Origin of the sequence: Rhodopirellula islandica (assembly GCF_001027925.1) — a bacterium.
GTDB classification, from domain to species: Bacteria; Planctomycetota; Planctomycetia; order Pirellulales; family Pirellulaceae; genus Rhodopirellula; species Rhodopirellula islandica.
In genome coordinates this window covers 259,409-275,642 of sequence record NZ_LECT01000006.1, presented here as the reverse complement: position 1 = coordinate 275,642, position 16,234 = coordinate 259,409, and the positions used below count along the sequence as shown (strand labels likewise).

At 56.8% G+C, this 16,234-nt stretch carries 13 protein-coding genes; 2 read left to right on the top strand and 11 right to left on the bottom strand.

All coding sequences use genetic code 11. The annotated features are described in order from the left end of the window. Nucleotides 1-21: 21 nt before the first annotated feature. The 9 genes from RISK_RS02520 to RISK_RS02480 form a co-directional block, all read right to left on the bottom strand. Nucleotides 22-645, bottom strand: a complete 624-nt coding sequence (locus tag RISK_RS02520) for a c-type heme family protein (RefSeq protein WP_083434729.1) — start codon at nt 643-645, stop codon at nt 22-24. 1 nt (nt 646) lies between these two features. Next, nucleotides 647-1,780: a DsrE family protein gene (locus RISK_RS02515; RefSeq protein ID WP_047812640.1), complete on the bottom strand. Its 1,134-nt coding sequence runs from the start codon at nt 1,778-1,780 to the stop codon at nt 647-649. 76 nt (nt 1,781-1,856) lie between these two features. Continuing rightward, nucleotides 1,857-2,930 carry a cytochrome-c peroxidase gene (locus tag RISK_RS02510; RefSeq protein ID WP_053061027.1) on the bottom strand — a complete coding sequence of 358 codons (1,074 nt, stop codon included), beginning with the start codon at nt 2,928-2,930 and terminating at the stop codon, nt 1,857-1,859. A 58-nt stretch (nt 2,931-2,988) separates the two neighbouring features. Then, a complete protein-coding gene (locus tag RISK_RS02505) occupies nt 2,989-4,173 on the bottom strand; it encodes an NAD(P)/FAD-dependent oxidoreductase (protein WP_047812639.1) in 1,185 nt (394 codons plus the stop codon). A 1-nt stretch (nt 4,174) separates the two neighbouring features. Further along, entirely contained in the window at nt 4,175-4,948 is a 774-nt protein-coding gene (locus tag RISK_RS02500) for a DUF1641 domain-containing protein (protein WP_047812638.1), read from the bottom strand. Between the two features lie 52 nt (nt 4,949-5,000). Further along, complete coding sequence (locus tag RISK_RS02495; RefSeq protein WP_047812637.1) at nt 5,001-6,425, bottom strand: MBL fold metallo-hydrolase; 1,425 nt, start codon at nt 6,423-6,425, stop codon at nt 5,001-5,003. A gap of 31 nt (nt 6,426-6,456) precedes the next feature. Next, a complete protein-coding gene (locus RISK_RS02490) occupies nt 6,457-7,281 on the bottom strand; it encodes a sulfite exporter TauE/SafE family protein (protein ID WP_047812636.1) in 825 nt (274 codons plus the stop codon). Beyond that, the gene (locus tag RISK_RS02485) at nt 7,269-7,814 is read right to left on the bottom strand and encodes a rhodanese-like domain-containing protein (protein WP_047812635.1); all 546 of its coding nucleotides are present in this window, start codon (nt 7,812-7,814) and stop codon (nt 7,269-7,271) included. The genes RISK_RS02490 and RISK_RS02485 overlap by 13 nt, the downstream gene beginning before the upstream one ends. A gap of 110 nt (nt 7,815-7,924) precedes the next feature. Next, nucleotides 7,925-8,278 carry an ArsR/SmtB family transcription factor gene (locus tag RISK_RS02480; protein WP_047812634.1) on the bottom strand — a complete coding sequence of 118 codons (354 nt, stop codon included), beginning with the start codon at nt 8,276-8,278 and terminating at the stop codon, nt 7,925-7,927. A 345-nt stretch (nt 8,279-8,623) separates the two neighbouring features. Between RISK_RS02480 and RISK_RS02475 the strand changes: the two genes are divergently transcribed. Next, complete coding sequence (locus RISK_RS02475; RefSeq protein WP_047812633.1) at nt 8,624-10,159, top strand: efflux RND transporter periplasmic adaptor subunit; 1,536 nt, start codon at nt 8,624-8,626, stop codon at nt 10,157-10,159. A 97-nt stretch (nt 10,160-10,256) separates the two neighbouring features. After that, nucleotides 10,257-13,346 (top strand): efflux RND transporter permease subunit, encoded by a 3,090-nt coding sequence (locus tag RISK_RS02470; protein WP_047812632.1) that lies wholly within the window; start codon nt 10,257-10,259, stop codon nt 13,344-13,346. A gap of 127 nt (nt 13,347-13,473) precedes the next feature. On the opposite strand, the gene RISK_RS02465 is transcribed toward RISK_RS02470, so the two are convergent. Next, nucleotides 13,474-14,895 carry a sigma-54-dependent transcriptional regulator gene (locus RISK_RS02465; RefSeq protein WP_047812631.1) on the bottom strand — a complete coding sequence of 474 codons (1,422 nt, stop codon included), beginning with the start codon at nt 14,893-14,895 and terminating at the stop codon, nt 13,474-13,476. Next, nucleotides 14,880-16,208 carry a sensor histidine kinase gene (locus tag RISK_RS27840; RefSeq protein WP_053061026.1) on the bottom strand — a complete coding sequence of 443 codons (1,329 nt, stop codon included), beginning with the start codon at nt 16,206-16,208 and terminating at the stop codon, nt 14,880-14,882. Before RISK_RS27840 ends, RISK_RS02465 begins: the two co-directional genes overlap by 16 nt. Nucleotides 16,209-16,234: the final 26 nt, after the last annotated feature.

The following is a 16,234-nucleotide window of genomic DNA, read 5'->3' as shown; positions in this document are numbered from 1 at the left end:
GAACGAGAACGGAATGGATCATCAAATGGCAGGCGTTTCGACCCAAAACCAACCTCGCAATTCACCTTCGCGAAATCCGGTGGCTTGGTCGTTGGGATAGAGTTTGGTGAGTTGGTCGCTGATCACAGGAGCAATCTGTTCCGTGGGTCCATGACACATCAAACATTGCGATTGCAATTGAATCGGCAACAACGCCGCCGCGTGGCCGTTGGTCAGCGACACAAACTGAGGCGTGCTGACCTTCGCTTCGGTCATTGATTTCGCCCACGATGGCGGCAGATTCTTGGTATTCCTCAGCCGGACCCCGGTTCGTCCAATCATCACCCCGTGTTGGTCACCGACATCCGTCGCGATTTGGTTGGCTTCCTTTTGGCACACAGCGATGGCACCCGCCGGCCCTTGGGAGCCCATGGCTTCCATCAATCGACCTGACAGTTTCTGAAACAACGCGTCCTTGGCCTGCAGCATCGCTTGCTTCTGTTCCTCGGAAGGTGTTTCGCCTTCCACGATCGACACAGCGGAAGCGTCTTGTTCGGAGACATCCTCTGTCACCGGTGGCGCACTCTTTTGACACCCCAGGTTCACCAGCAGAAACGTTCCTGCGATCGCCAGGATCCCGGCTGATGCGGTCCATTGAATTCTCATCTCAATTCCCCAGTGGTAGATAGGCGTGGCCGTCGGCTTGCAAATTGACAACAGCGGTCAGGGCAGAAACGGCCGTCTCAACGAACACCACCACGTCCTCGGGATCGCCTCCCAGGGAAGTCAGTGACTGGCCGCAGACGTACATTTCCACGTCCGCTTCATGCAGTTGCTTCAGCAGATTCAGATTTGGATTCTCCGATGTCCCGAACCGTTTTGCATAGGCCTCGGGATTCAGCACTGCGAGCGTCGCACCTCCGTGAAAGACAATCGCAATCTTCGCGTCCGCGGGCTTGGCACCGCCGCCAGCGTAGATGTTCAAGTACTTGGCAACGTTTTCGATTGCAGTGTTCAGTTTCGCGGGGTCACCACCACGAGTGACATCGACCAACAACTTCGTGCCGCTTCGAGGCTGCATCGCAGCATTCGGCAACTGCACCACCGACCCATGCCCCGCGATCACAGGAGAGGTTGGCGTGAGCTTCTTGGCTGGAGCATCCATTGGCACCGCGTGGTTCTTCATCGCTTCCGCAAAGCCATGCTCGACAAATCCCGACACCGTTTTCGCGTGAGCCTGGATCAACTTCGCAACATAGGGGTCGTCCGACGTTTCGGTCACTTTCACTCCCTTTTCAGTGTCCTCGTGGACCATTTTGATCTTGTCGGTGTGTCGGAAGATCTCAGCAAACAACGGGTCCCGCATGCGAATCGGATTCGTGTTTTCGATCCGGTACTCCATCCACTCCACGTGTTCTTTGATTTTGTCCGCGATCTCCGGCACATTCGACTCCGTCAGCGTCTCCACACCGTTGGGCAGTTCCTTGACCGTCCGTGTGATCTGTTCATGGTTTTGCAACAGAAACTGAAAGACTTCACGATCCGCATCGTGGCGATCATCGTGCCCGTGCTGACCCCCGGCTTGTTCATCGTGCCCAGAAGCCGGCCCGTTTTCGCTCGCTTGCCGACCAGCCCCCAAGCCGCGGCCCATCCCGCGACCGCGCCCCATTCCTTGGCCTTGACCTTGGCCGCGGCCCATCCCAGGACCGTTTCCGTTGCCGGGATCGTTTTGTGACCACACGGGCCCCGCCAACATGGCCCCCAGGCAACCAACGACGAACAGATGGATGAAGCGTTTCATAGGAGCACCGGGGCGAAAGGATTGGTATTCGTCGAGAAATTCAATGACACAAAACGTTTGCGTCCTTCAAGTCATCTCAGTTTTGATGAGGTTCGTTGTCTGGCGTGGGAATTGGATCAATCACCGATTCGCCGGAGCGGGAAGGAAGTCTCGGCAGCGTGATTTCGGGGAACCGACCTTCCAAGGTGGACAGGAATGCGATCAGTTCAGAAACCTCTTCATCTGCCAGGTCTTCATCCAGTTGGGTGCTCGCCATCACTCGGCAAGCTTCCGCCAGCGAGGGCACCTTTCCATTGTGCATGTAAGGAGCCGTCAACGTGATGTTTCGCAGCACTGGTACTTTGAAGAGATGAGCGTCGCTTTCATCGCCCGTCACCTGTTGTCGTCCCAGGTCGCTCACAAGATCATAACGATCCACGAGTGGCGAATCGGCATCGCGAGGAAAATCGACGAACTCGGCAACATCGTCGGGTCCCGTCCAGTTGTTCAGCGCCGGTCCCGAATGGCACTCCGTGCAACCAATGGACTCAAACAATTCCATGCCGCGGATCGCTTTGGCACTGATCGCGGACTGATCTCCTGCCAGAAAGCGATCGAAATCGGAATCCGGCGTGATCAACGTGCGTTCAAACGCGGCGATGGCATCCACCGCATTTTCGATCGTGATTGCTCCGGTCTGGCCAAAGATTCTTTCGAACTCGTCGGCATAGTCAGGAATGTTCTTGATCCGACGGATCACTTGATCGTGACCCGTCATCCCCATTTCAACATCCGCGACCATCGGCCCCATGGCTTGTTCAGCCAGCGTTGCGGCGCGACCGTCCCAGAACTGGGACGATTGAAACACAGAGTTCCATACGGTCGGAGCGTTTCGCGGTCCGGTCAATCCATCGACGCCCATGGAAGTGGGACGCCCATCGTCGCCCCCCTCCATCAAGTTGTGGCAACTGTTGCACGACACGGTTCCCGTCGCGGATAGCCGCGGATCGAAGAACAACTTCTTTCCCAACTCGATTTTCTCAGGTGTGTCACCCGCTTGGGCAGTGGTCGTGGGCAGGGGAACAAAGTCCTGGGCATCCACCCGCGAGTTGCAGAGCAACAACGAGACGAGGATGCAGTGCCATAGTTTGGATCTTTGAGAGACGTTCATTGTTTGAGGCCGCACGTCACACGAGCGGATCGTTGACAAGAGGAAAACGGGTTGGGATTTAGACGCGGCCACGCAACATGCCGTGCCAGTAGAGTGCCGGCAGCCCAAACTTCTTGAGCATGAACATGCTGAATCTTTCTTTGGCCTGGTCAAACGGAAACGTTTCGGCAGGTTGCCCGCTGTAGTCAAACTCAGCCAGCACCAACGAGTCGTAGCCAGTCACCACGGGGCACGAGGTGTAGCCGTCATAGCTCGCCGGTGCTGGCTGATGTTTCATCGCTGCCAGCAGATTGGCAACCAAGACCGGTGCCTGCTTGCGAATCGCCGCACCGGTTTTGGACGTTGGCAGACTGGACGCATCGCCCAACGCATAAACATTCGCGAAACGAGTGTGCTGAAGCGTGTGCTTGTCGACATCAACCCATCCGCCTTCGCCGGCCAGTTCGCTGCTGGAGACAAAATCCGGTGCGCTCATCGGGGGCGTCACATGGATCATGTCGTACTTGATGACAATTTCCTCGTCGGTATCCATGTGCCGATAGATGGCCTCCTTGGAAGCGGAGCGGATCTCGACCAAGTTATGACGAAAACGTGGTTCGACGCCTTTCCGCTGGGCAACCTTCTCAAGCACCTCGCGGTAGCGATCGACCGCAAACAGACGCGGTCCCGCCAAGGTGAAGATGACTTCGATCTGATCGCGGACACCGCTGCGGCGAAAATGATCTTCGGCCAAGTAACAGATCTTTTGCGGTGCGCCGCCACACTTGACCGCGCCGGCGGGCTGCGTGAACAGAGCCACGCCTTGTTTCAGTTCGCGGACGAATTTCCAAGTGCTGGCAACCGTGTCGATGGAATAGTTGCTGCAAACTCCATCTTTGCCAACCGACTCTTTCAACCCTTTCACTTGGTCCCAGTTGATTTGGATGCCCGGTGCAACAATCAGGTAATCGTAGGTGATCGTCCCGCTCTCACGCGTCGTCAAGCTGTTTGTGTTTGGATCGAACGAATCGACGCGGTCCTTGATCCACTGAACCCCGTACGGGATCAAATCCGCTTCCTCCCGGCCTGATTCTTCCGGCTCAAAAACCCCGCCACCCACCAAAGTCCAAAGCGGTTGATAGTAGTGTTTGTCAGACGGTTCAATGATGGCGATGTCGAGCGATGAATCGGCGTTCCGCAATCGAGCGGCGACGGTGATACCAGCGGTTCCCCCGCCGACGATAAGAACTTGATGATGTGCCATTTCAATGACCTCTGTTTTGAGTGTTGGAAGTGATCTCAGGGGAAGTCGTTTCCTTGGCTTGGCTTGTTTCATCCAAGACACCGCCGAAGCACTTGGCAAATTGCAAACCGAACGACAATGCTCGCTGGGTATTGGGATCGCGAATCGAGTTCAGCAATCCAAACAGCCCGACTCGTTTGGGAACGGGATGCTCGCAACTTCCGCGTCGACAGCTCGACAGGGCAGAACCAGCCATGCCGACGGTTTCGACCGAATGTTCGTTCAAGACATCGGACTTGAGCAAGAAACCGATTCGATCGAGTTCCTCTTCGTTGATCCGACTCCCCAAGTACAGTGCGGCGTGCAATCCCTGCCGAACGCTCTGTTCCAAATCGATGCCTTCGGACTTCAAATCGCTGGCGTATTCATCGAACACGTCCATGGCGGTCGCAATCAAATTCGGCACTTCATCCAGAAGAGCACTCCCCTCTTCCAACTTCGGTAAGCGGGCAACCAGTCGCTCGATCGCCCGCATGTTGCTCGGTTCAGTCACCTGAACGACCAACTTCACTAGCTGAGTCGCTCGGTGTTCGATGTCGATGCCTTCCTGCGACGCCTTGCGGCTGATCGCGTCGAAGAAATCCACCGCGATGGCCAGCAAGTTTGGAAGATCGCCCGCGACCTGCAGAACTTGATCCAACGATTCCGCGTGGTCGAGCAAACGGTGCAAAACTTCAGCGGTCGCAGGATCGTTCAGTCGATCGACCAGAGAGGGGTGTTGAAGAGTTGTGTTCATTGGATGAAGTGGGGTGTTTCGGGGAACGTTTTCGGAAACTGGGATGGCTCGCTTACCCGGTCACCATTTCCTCCGATTTCACGCTCGGAAGATCAGCCGATTTCCAAGCCATGTAGCCGCCCGTCATGTTGACCACGTTTTTGATTCCGGCGGCCTGCAAGACACTGACGCCGATGGCCGACCGAGCACCACTGCGGCACTGCACCACAATCTTTTGGTCCCCAGAAAGGTCACTGAGGTTGTCGGGCAACCGCCCAAGGAAACGATGCTCTGCTTGCTCAATATGCCCCTCGTTCCACTCGTCGTTGGAGCGAACGTCAATCAGTTTCACCTCGCCAGCCTCAATGTCCGTCGACAAATCCGCGGGAGTCCCCGTGGCATAAACTTCACTGGCCATTCCAGCGGCACGCACCTCATTCGCGCCAAAGCCACCGACGATCTCCTCGACACCGATCTTGTGCAGAACTCGAGCGGCTTCTTCGAGTTGATCAGGTTTGCAAATCAAATGAGTTGGCTTGTCGTAGTCGACCAACCACCCAGCCCATGCCGCTAACATGCCGAGTGGGATGTTGATCGAACCGGGAACGTGCCCCCGAGCAAAGTCGGCGGAGGGTGTCAGGTCGACAACGGTTCCGTCCTTGATCGCCGACGACAACTTGGCCACATCCAGCATCGCATGATGATGCCCGGCGCCCAAAACCCTGGGCCCTTCCTTGTTGACTCGTTTCATGACCGCGAAGTACTTCGGGGCCTCCGGTTGATCCGCCAAGATGTACCGGACAAATTCTTCCTCCTCCGTGAACTGCAATGCTGGATTGAACCGTTTTTCATAACCAACAGTCGATGACGGGATCGCCCCCAGGCCCTTGCCGCAGGCACTTCCCGCACCGTGAGCGGGCCAGACTTGCAAGTAGTCGGGCATGGATTTGAAACGCTCTGCCGAACGGAACAAATCACGAGCCCCTGGTTCGGCGGTGCCCGCGATTCCGGCGGCTTCTTCCAGCAAATCCGGACGCCCGATGGAACCAACGAAGACAAAGTCACCGGTGAAGATGCCCATGGGTTCGTCTGCCCCACCGCCTTCATCCGTCAGCACAAACGAAATGCTCTCAGGCGTGTGTCCCGGCGTGTGCAAGACATCGAATTTGATCTTGCCAAGCATGAAGTGATCACCGTCATGAAGGAGTTGGTGATCGTATGGTTCAAGATACAGGTACTTCCAATCGGCTGGTCCCTCATCCGAGACATACAGCTTGGCACCCACGCGGTCGGCCAGTTCCCGTGCCCCGGAAACATAGTCCGCATGAATGTGCGTCTCCGCGACGCCGGTGATTTTCAGCCCTTCGCGATCCGCCATTTCGAGGTACTGGTCAATGTCGCGTCCCGGATCGACGACGAGAGCTTCCTGGGCTCTCTGACACCCAACCAAGTAGGAAGCGTGGGCCAGCTTTTGATCGTAAAAGTATTTGAGCAACATGATTCGATTCCCCTGTGAAAGTGAACGAGCTTTATAAAACCAGTGACTTAAAAATGACAAACGTGGCGACCAGGACGACGGCCACAGCAAACGTTTTTTGTAGTGTGGGCCCCTTCAATCGCTTGGCGACAATCCCGCCCAACCACATCCCTGCAAAACCTCCCACCAGGAATTGCAGCGTTGTTTCCAAAGACAATTCATTTCCGTTGGCCAGATGCGACGCCACGCCACTGACACTGACCAACACGATCACAAACAAAGACGTCGCAACCGCTTGATGAATGGCCATCCCACTGAACAACACCAGTGCGGGAACGATGACGAAGCCACCTCCGACGCCGAACATGCCTGACAACACACCCGTCATCAGCCCGACCAAAATCAGCAACCTTGCACACTTGGAAGTCAAACGCAGCTTCCCGTCTTCGTCCCGCTGACAGGCGCTGCGATCACGGCCCGGCAGCGTCTCCGTGTTGCAAACACCACTCGGCAACCTGGGGTTCTTGGTCTTGGCCCACATCCGCTGAGCGACGACCAACATCAACACCGCAAACATCACCAGCAGCACTTGCTCGGGGATCAGCGTCGAGAGATAGGACCCCAACGGTGCGCCGATCATGCCAGCCACCGCGAAGAGCAACCCCGTTCGCAATTCCACTTCCCCTCGCACCAACCGCGGCACCGCACCGAACAAAGCCGTCCCGCCCACGGAAGCCAGGGAAATCCCGACGGCCTCTCGCGGGGCAACTGCCAATCCGTAGACCAGCAAGGGCACTGCAAAGACTCCGCCGCCCCCACCGGTCAACCCCAGTGCAAAGCCAACGATGCAGCCGAAAAGAATGGCTAGACCGAACATGACCCCGATACTCCACAACGATTCCAGGGCATCTTGGAAAGCATCATGCCCATGCCGCATGTGTCAGTGATCCCAGCAAACATCAGCCCTGCACCGATGAAGGCAGAAATCCCAACGAAGTACGGGTGCACGAAGTAGCCGAGCACCGCACCCAGCAGCGCCAGGAACCCGGCCAAGATACGGACTTGACGGTCCAGCGAGATCGCCTTTTTGCCACGCACCGCTGGCAATCCAGCTTGCACCCAAGCCGTCGTCCCGCCTTCCACGTTCACGATGTTTTCGATGCCAGCGTCCAAGAACTTCTGGACCGCTTTGCTGGATCGATTGCCACTGCGGCAAATGACATAGATCGCTTTTTCCGAGTCGCTTCTGAGTGACTCAGACACCGCCTTGGGGTCGAGTGAATCGAGCGGCACGTTGACCGCGCCTTCGACATGGACCTCGCGGTATTCGGTCGGCATCCGAACGTCGATCAGCTCAATGGCGCCGTTGGCCTGTTTGTCGGCGAGTTGTTTCACATCAATGGTTTGCATCAGAAACTCCTTCTGCTCGTTGCGTTGAAATGCTTGAAAGTTCTTTAGTTCGTAATGTCTCTATTCGACGATGTATCGTCGCAAAAAAACGGTCTGGGACCGTGAATGGTTCACTGATCGGTCTCATCAGAAGGCAGGAAACGTCCCTCAATGCAAGCCATCAATTGCTCCAGGTGAGGCTCGGCGACGCTGTAGTAAACCCGTCGCCCTTCGCGTTGGCTGGTTAAAAAGCCACAGCGTTGCAACAACCGGAGATGCTCCGATCCCACGTTGTCTTGAATGCCACAATCCGCGGCCAATTCACCCACGGTGTAGCGACCGTGCTGCAAAAGCTGCACGATCCGCAGTCGGACAGGGTGAGCCAACGTCCTCAAGCATTCCGCCGCGTCCGCAAAATCCCCGACTTGGCCGGGCGGCTTGCTCAGCGTTTCGGAAGTCTTCGGCTTGGTTGTTTTGATTGCCATGGTTTCTCCATCAGGTGTTCAATCATCATATCGTCACCTCACGATGTGTCAACACATGTTTTCTTCCGATTTTCGCTGAAAGCGTTCGGCAGTCTCGTCATCAATGCCGGTCCAAGATCGCCTCTTCGGCCGCCGTTCCTGGGCAACGGGGAGTGGACAGAATCTGTCCACCGACGTGGTGAATGTCTTTCCGTTGCCAAGGTGTCGTCTCACCCACTCACCTCCAAAAATGGCTGCAACACTGGAAAAACGGCTCTTTTCAAGCGTTGGCACGGACCGTGCTAACCACTCGTACGAATCAGGATGGACGCCCATCGCTCCCCACCAACTTCCAATTGCAAACCGATGACAGTCACCAACACTTCGACGTCCCCTTCCTCGGCCGGAGAACCCGCTGCGGATCTCACCGGTACCAAGACAGGCATGGTCGCGTCGGCACTGAAGGGCCTGCCAACCCTGTTGGTTCTGGTGGTGATGGGTGGCGGTTGGATGGTGATGCACCAAATCAACTCGGGTGGCAGCAGCACCGAAGCGATGGTGGAGACCGCCCAAGAACCCGTGTCCAGTGACACCCTGAACTTGCCCGAGGGCAAACTCAAGGTCGCAAAGATCAAGAGCATCCCTGCACAGCCTCAGAACATCCAACATGTTCACACCGTGCCGGGTCGACTGCGGTACGACCAAACCAAGCATGTCGATGTGAAGGCACCGATGGACGGCATCTTGGCCGAGCTGGTCGTGACCCCCGGAGATCACGTGAATGCCGGCGATCTGATCGCGGTGCTTCGCAGCCCCGAAATCGGTCAGGCACGTGCCGAAATCTTGAAGCGGAAGAAAGAGCGTGACATCGCCGAGCAGATCCTGCAGCGTGAACTGACGCTGGCAAAGAATCTGCAACAAGTCTCCAACATGCTCGATCAAGGCCAGTCCGTCGATGCGATCGAGACGGCGTTCTCCAATCGTGCCCTCGGGGTGTATCGCCAAGACATCTTGTCGGCCTATTCCAAAATGTTGCTGGCCGACGAACTGCTCGCTAAACTTCGCCCGTTGGTCGCCTCGGGTTCTGTTTCCGGTCGGACGGTTCGAGAACGAGAGGGTGAACGCCAGCTTGCCGAGACCGCATTCCGAACCGCTCGCGATCAAGCCTCGTTCGAGATCGAGCAATCCCAAATGAAAGCGGAGGCCAATGTGGCCGAAGCGAATCGACAACTCAACCTGGCTTGGCAATCGTTGGAAACGCTGCTGGGATACAAGGAAGACAAAAACACAGTCAACCTCAGCAACGAGGAAGCCCTTTCGCGATTGGAAGTCCGAGCGCCATTCGGCGGCAGCGTCGAGTCACAAGGCTTTGCCAACAACGAACGCGTGATGCGAGGTGATGCCCTGATTGTGCTTGCCAACACCGACTCACTTTCCGTTGAAGCCAGCATCCGAGAAAGCGATTGGTCGGTTGTGAATTTGCAACCTGGTGCGGAAGTGTCGGTCATGGTGCCCGCGCTGGATCAACGCGTCTTCCCTGCCAAGGTGAGGTACTTCGGACGCGAAGTCCAAGCCGACACCAATTCCGTCCCACTGATCGCACGCATTGAAAACAACGAAGGCTTGTTGCGTCCGGGCATGTTCGTTCGAGTCACCGTCCCAATCGGCGAACTGCGTCAAGCGTTGTCAATCAAACCGGAATCGCTTCTCCAACACGAGAACGAACAGTTCGTCTTCCTTGATCTGGGCAACGGATCTTTCCAACGAGTGAACGTTTCCACGGGACAAGCTTCCGATGATTGGGTGGAGGTCACAGCAGGATTGTCGCGAGGCCAGTCGGTGGTCACCAAAGGCGCCTTTCTGTTGAAGTCGGAGTTGCTACTCCAAGGGGAAGGCGAATAGCGATTTTGCTCGCCCGCTCCTTTCCCTCACTCCCCGTCCTCTCACTCCACGGCGCTAAAAGTCCATTCAGCGTCTCAGCAACTCGAACGACTTCATCATGCTCACGAAGATCATTGAACTCTCGCTCCTCAATCGTGGGCTCGTCATCATCCTGACGATGCTGATGGCGGCCGCGGGTTTGTACTCGGCTTTGCATCTGCCAATCGATGCCGTCCCGGACATGACCAACGTGCAAGTTCAAGTCGTGACCGACGCAGGTTCCTTGTCTCCCGTCGAAGTGGAACGCTACGTCACTTATTCGGTTGAGAACACGATGGGCGGGCTGCCCGACGTGGAAGAACTCCGCAGCGTTTCCAAATTCGGAATTTCCGTCGTCACGATTGTGTTCCAAGAAGGGACCGATATCTACCACGCTCGCCAACTCGTGACAGAACGACTCGGCGATGCCGCCGCCGACATTCCGCCCGGGTACGGCACACCAACGGTTGGTCCCCTGACGACGGCGCTCGGCGAAATCTTGCAGTTTGAAGTTCGCAGCGACCGCCACTCACCGATGGAACTGCGGACGATGTTGGAATGGGAGATTTCCCCCAAACTGCGTCAGGTTCCCGGTGTCACGGAGATCAACACACACGGGGGTTACTACAAAACATTCGAAGTCCAGCCTGATCCCGATCGAATGACCAGCTATGGGATCCCGATGGAGTTGCTCTTCCAACGATTGCAAGCCAACAACAACACCTCCGGCGGTGGCTACGTCATCCATCACGGCGAACAACGCTTCATTCGCGGTGTCTCGCTGCTGGAAAACGAAGCTGACATTGAAAGCGTGGTCATTCGTCGGGAACCGGACGGGAACCCCATTCTGCTCGGTGACATCGCGAAAGTCAGCATCGAGCCGATGACGCGGCAAGGTGCCGTGACTCGCGACGGACGTGGCGAAGTGGTGACGGGTTTGGTGATGATGTTGATTGGCGAAAACTCACGCGAAGTGGTGGAACTCGCCAAAGAACGCCTGCAAGAGATCGAAGTCACATTGCCCCAGGGAGTGCGTCTCGAGGTCACCTATGACCGTGCCGCTCTGATCGGCCGCACGCTCAAAACGGTGCTGACCAACCTGACCGAAGGCGGCATGTTGGTGATTGTCGTGCTGCTGTTGATGCTCGGCAACCTGAGAGCCGGGATCATCGTGGCGCTCGCGATCCCCTTGTCCATGCTGTTTGCCACCAACGTCATGGCCTACACCGGCGTCACGGCCAGTTTGATGAGCCTGGGTGCGATCGACTTTGGACTGATCGTCGACAGCAGCGTGATCATGGTCGAGAACTGCATCCGCAAGCTCTCCCACGACAACGGCGATGCCAAACACGAAGACGTGATTCGCGACGCAGCCGTCGAAGTTCGCAAGCCGACGATGTTTGGCGAACTGATCATTGCCGTGGTGTTCCTGCCGATCCTGTTGCTGGAGGGCACCGAGGGCAAACTGTTTCGCCCGATGGCTCTGACAGTGCTGTTCGCACTGGGCGGTTCGATGATCCTGTCTCTGTCATTCATGCCCGCCATGGCCTCCATCTTTTTGCCCAAGAAGATGAAGGAAGAAGATGTGCTGTTGGTGCGAATCGTCAAATTCTTTTACGAACCGTTGGTCACCCGCGCGATCAAGCATCCCTTTGTCACGGTTGCCATCGCACTGACCGTGTTCGCACTCAGTCTGCCAATGGGTCGACACTTGGGGGCAGAATTCATGCCTCGATTGGAAGAGGGAGACCTGTTGGTGGAGGCTTTGAGGCTACCCAGCGCGACACTGGAAGGTTCGATCGAAATGTCGACCCAAATTGAGAACATCCTCAAAGAGTATCCCGAAGTGGAAACGGTGTTTTCCAAAACGGGACGCCCCGAGATCGCCAACGATGTGATGGGTGTTCACCAAACCGATGTTTGGGTCCTGTTGAAACCGGTGCATGATTGGCCGGAACAAAAGACACGCGACGAACTGATTGAACAGATGTCCGAAGAACTCAATGCGAACGTTCCCGGCGTCGCGTTTGGGTTCACGCAACCGATCGAAATGCGAGTCGACGAACTGGTCGCTGGCGTCAAAGCCGATGTGGCCGTTTTGCTCTACGGCGACGACATGGAAGTGCTCGGCGAGAAAGGCAAGGAAATCGAAGCGGTGTTGCGTTCCATTCCTGGTGCAGTGGATGTCAAAGCAGACTACCAAGCCAACCTTTCCACCCTGACGATCAAAACCAAACCTCAGGCCCTGGCCCAATACGGCATTGATGCCCAAACCGTGTTGGACGTCGTCTCATCACTGGGGGGACATCAAGTTGGTCAAGTCTTCGAAGGACGTGCGCGGTACCCGATCATGGTTCGTGTTCCGCAGCAGTGGCGAGAAAACCTCGACTTGCTCGAGCAAGTTCCCGTTGCGGACTCCAACGGAAAATCGGTCCCTCTGAAGGAACTGACCGACATTCGATTGGAAGAAACCCCGCCCACCATTGAACACGAAGGCAACCGTCGACGAACGTTCATCTCGGCCAATGTTCGGGGACGCGATGTCGCCACCTTCGTCACCGAAGCCCAAACCGCGGTTGCGGAACAAGTTGAATTCGCTCCAGGATACGAAGTGCGGTGGGGCGGTGACTTTGAAAACCTACAATCCGCCAGCAAACGACTGGCGATCATCACGCCGATCGTGCTGATGATCATCATGCTGTTGTTGCACACCAGCCTTGGTTCGATGCGATTGGCGCTGCTGATCTTCCTGGCGGTTCCCATGGCGGCTTCCGGCGGAATCATTGCGTTGTATCTTCGCGAAATGCCGTTCAGCATTTCCGCCGGCGTCGGGTTCATCGCCTTGTTTGGCGTCGCGGTGCTCAATGGTTTGGTGTGGGTGAGTGCGGCGGAGCATTCCCGCCAATCAGGGATGCCACTGCAAGACGTCAGTCACGACACCGCTCTGGTTCGCTTGCGTCCGGTCTTGATGACGGCACTCGTGGCCAGCCTTGGGTTCTTGCCGATGGCCCTTTCGACCAGTGATGGTGCCGAGATGCAGCGTCCTCTGGCGACCGTTGTGATCGGTGGTCTGATCACCTCAACGCTCCTGACCTCGCTCGTGATCCCCACGATCTACCCTTGGTTTGCCCGAGGCCTCGATGACAACAAGGTGGGCAGCGATCCCTGACTTCATTGATCGACGAACCTGTTTGTGAATGCCTTCTCAACAAGGTTCGTGGGCGAAAGCCCCTGCCCGCCACCTTGCACACCGGTGACGTCCGCCGGCCCCCGCCCCGCTCAGACGGCGGCGGAGCTCAGTTGGCGAAGTCCGCGGCTTCGATCCCCAGCGACTTCAGCTTGCTCCGCAGGGTCACGCGGCTGATCCCGAGCAGAGTCGCCGCTTTGAGCTGGTTGCCGGCCGTGTGCGTGAGCACTTGACGAAACAGTTGACGCTCGGCGATGGAAATGGCTTCGGCGTACAAGTTGTCGGTGCCAGCCTCGAGCCGCTCAACAACAAATTTCTCCGAGAGAAACTCGGGCCCCGAGGAATCCCCGGCGTGTCCGCGTACGTCCCCCAGGGGCGGCAAGAAATCGGGCAACAGAACATTGCCGCGAGCGGTCAGCAACGATTGCTTCATCACGCTTTCGAGTTCACGCACATTCCCAGGCCAGTGATAGGCCCCCAGCACTTCCAGTGTCTCTGGCGCGATCGTGCGAATGTCTTTTCCGAATTCATTGCTGTAGCGGCGCAGAAAGTACTCGGCCAACACTCGCAGGTCATCCTCGCGTTCTCGCAGCGGTGGTAACTGAATCGTGACCACACTCAGTCGAAAGTACAGATCCGATCGAAACAGCCCTTCGGAAACCAACTGCTTCAAATCATGATTGGTGGCGGCAATGATCCGGACATCGACCTGGATGGGTGTGTTGCCGCCAACACGTTCAAACGTTTGATCCTGCAGCACTCGCAGCAACTTGGCCTGAGTCATCGGCGACATATCGCCGACCTCATCCAAGAACAAGGTGCCCCCATCTGCCTGCTGAAGTTTCCCGATGCGTTGCCGGTGTGCGTCGGTGAACGCGCCTTTTTCATGCCCGAAGATCTCGCTTTCCAGCAATGCGTCTGGGATCGCCGCACAATTGATCGCTTGAAACGGTCCGGTGGACCGAGCGCTGTGATGGTAGATCGCTTGGGCAACAACCTCTTTGCCGGTCCCGCTTTCGCCCAGCAACAACACCGTCAAGTTCTGCGACGCCACCCGGCCGATGGCCTTGTAGACCTCCTTCATCGCGTTGCAGCGACCGACGATCGCATCGCCCGTCGACTCTTTTTCAGCGTCCGATTCGGCGAGCACTGGTTGAACGCGGACCATCCGGCTGAGTTTGAACGCTTTGTCGAGCAGCGTCCGAATCTCGTCCAGTTCGAGTGGTTTGAAAAGGTAGTCGTACGCTCCCAACTTGGTCGCTTCGATGGCGGACTGAACCGTTCCGTGCCCCGTGATGAAGATGAACGGAACTCGCGCGTCCAGTTCACGCAGACGCTTGAAGAGTTCCAACCCACTGACATCGGGCAAGCTCAAATCAATTACGACGACGTCCGGTTTTGCATCCGTAAACAATCGCTCGCCTTCGGCACCGTCTTTCGCGGTCAACACCGAAATGGTATCGCTCGAGAAAGCTCGCTCGAACGCTTTGCAGATCGAGGGTTCATCATCAATGACTAAGAGACTTTGCATGAGACCTTGTCAATCGATGAGTCATTCGATCGGTTGGTGGATTGATCGGCCAACGGCAGCGTCAGTCGAAACTCCGCGCCCCCCTGAGCTCGATTTTCCCCTGTCAGCGTTCCATGGTGCGAGTTGGCGATTCGGCGGCAGATCCCCAACCCGAGACCAACGCCGGTCGGTTTGCTGGTCGAGAACGGGGTGAACAATTTATCCAGCATGTCATCCCGGATCCCAGCTCCCGTGTCGACCACCGACACTTCGAGTTCCCCGTTGCTGGCAACGGCACGAATGGTCACTTCGCCTCCGTCGGGCAGGGCATCCAGTGCATTGAGGGAAAGATTGAGCAACAGCTGCTGGAGCTGTGATGCGTCACCTTCGATATGAAGAGGAGTTTCATCGCATTCGACCGTGAGCTTCACACCCTGCTGCCCACAACGGCCTTCGACCAACTGTGTGGTTTTCTGGATCACATTTTGAATTGGAAAGACCGACTGTTCGCCTTGTTCTGGACGTGCGAAATCCAACAGGCCGTTGACGCTGCGCTCCATCCGACGGATTTCCTGCTCCACCAATTCAAGGTCGTCGGTCGGCAACCCTTCCTCAGCAAATTTGCTGCGATTGACCTGGATGAGCATCTTGATCGACGTCAACGGGTTGCGGATCTCATGGGCAACCCCGGTGGCCAATTGAGCCAGCGTGGTCATTTGCTGTGCTCGCAACGCTTCGGTTTCGCGGGCCATCATCAACCGTTCCGATTCAGCCAACTCCGCCGCTGTCAGGTCACGAATGATCGCGATGCGAAGCCGTTTGGATTCCGACGGGTATTCGCTCACCGACACTTCGACTGGGAACGTGCTGCCATCAGGTCGCTTGGCACTGAGTCGGAAGGAGGCGGGCAAGGACTCGAACGACTGGGGCAACTCCTCCAGGAACGCGCTCGTCATCGTGCCCACCACCAGATCCATCTCGGTCGAAAACAACTCCGTTGCCGCACGATTACACGACAGGATCACTCCGTCATGGTCGAACGTCAGAATGCCCTCGCTGGCGTTGGCGACAATCGTTTCGCTGCGACCGTGTTCTTGAACCGCAATTCGCCGCAGTGGACCAATGATGACCCACCACAGGACAGGCGCGCACACCAGCGTCAACAACACGGCGTCCAGGACCGCGGTGCCGGTCTCGCCTAGGAAGTCCGGCATCACATGCGGTAACGCCAACATCACGCCGACCTCGGCAATGAACACCAGCATCAACACAATGCCCAGAATCCTCGCCGGCGAACGCAGGATGGAGGACAAAGCGGAAACACGGTCGGACATACGCCAAAACTGATCGAAGCGAGGAA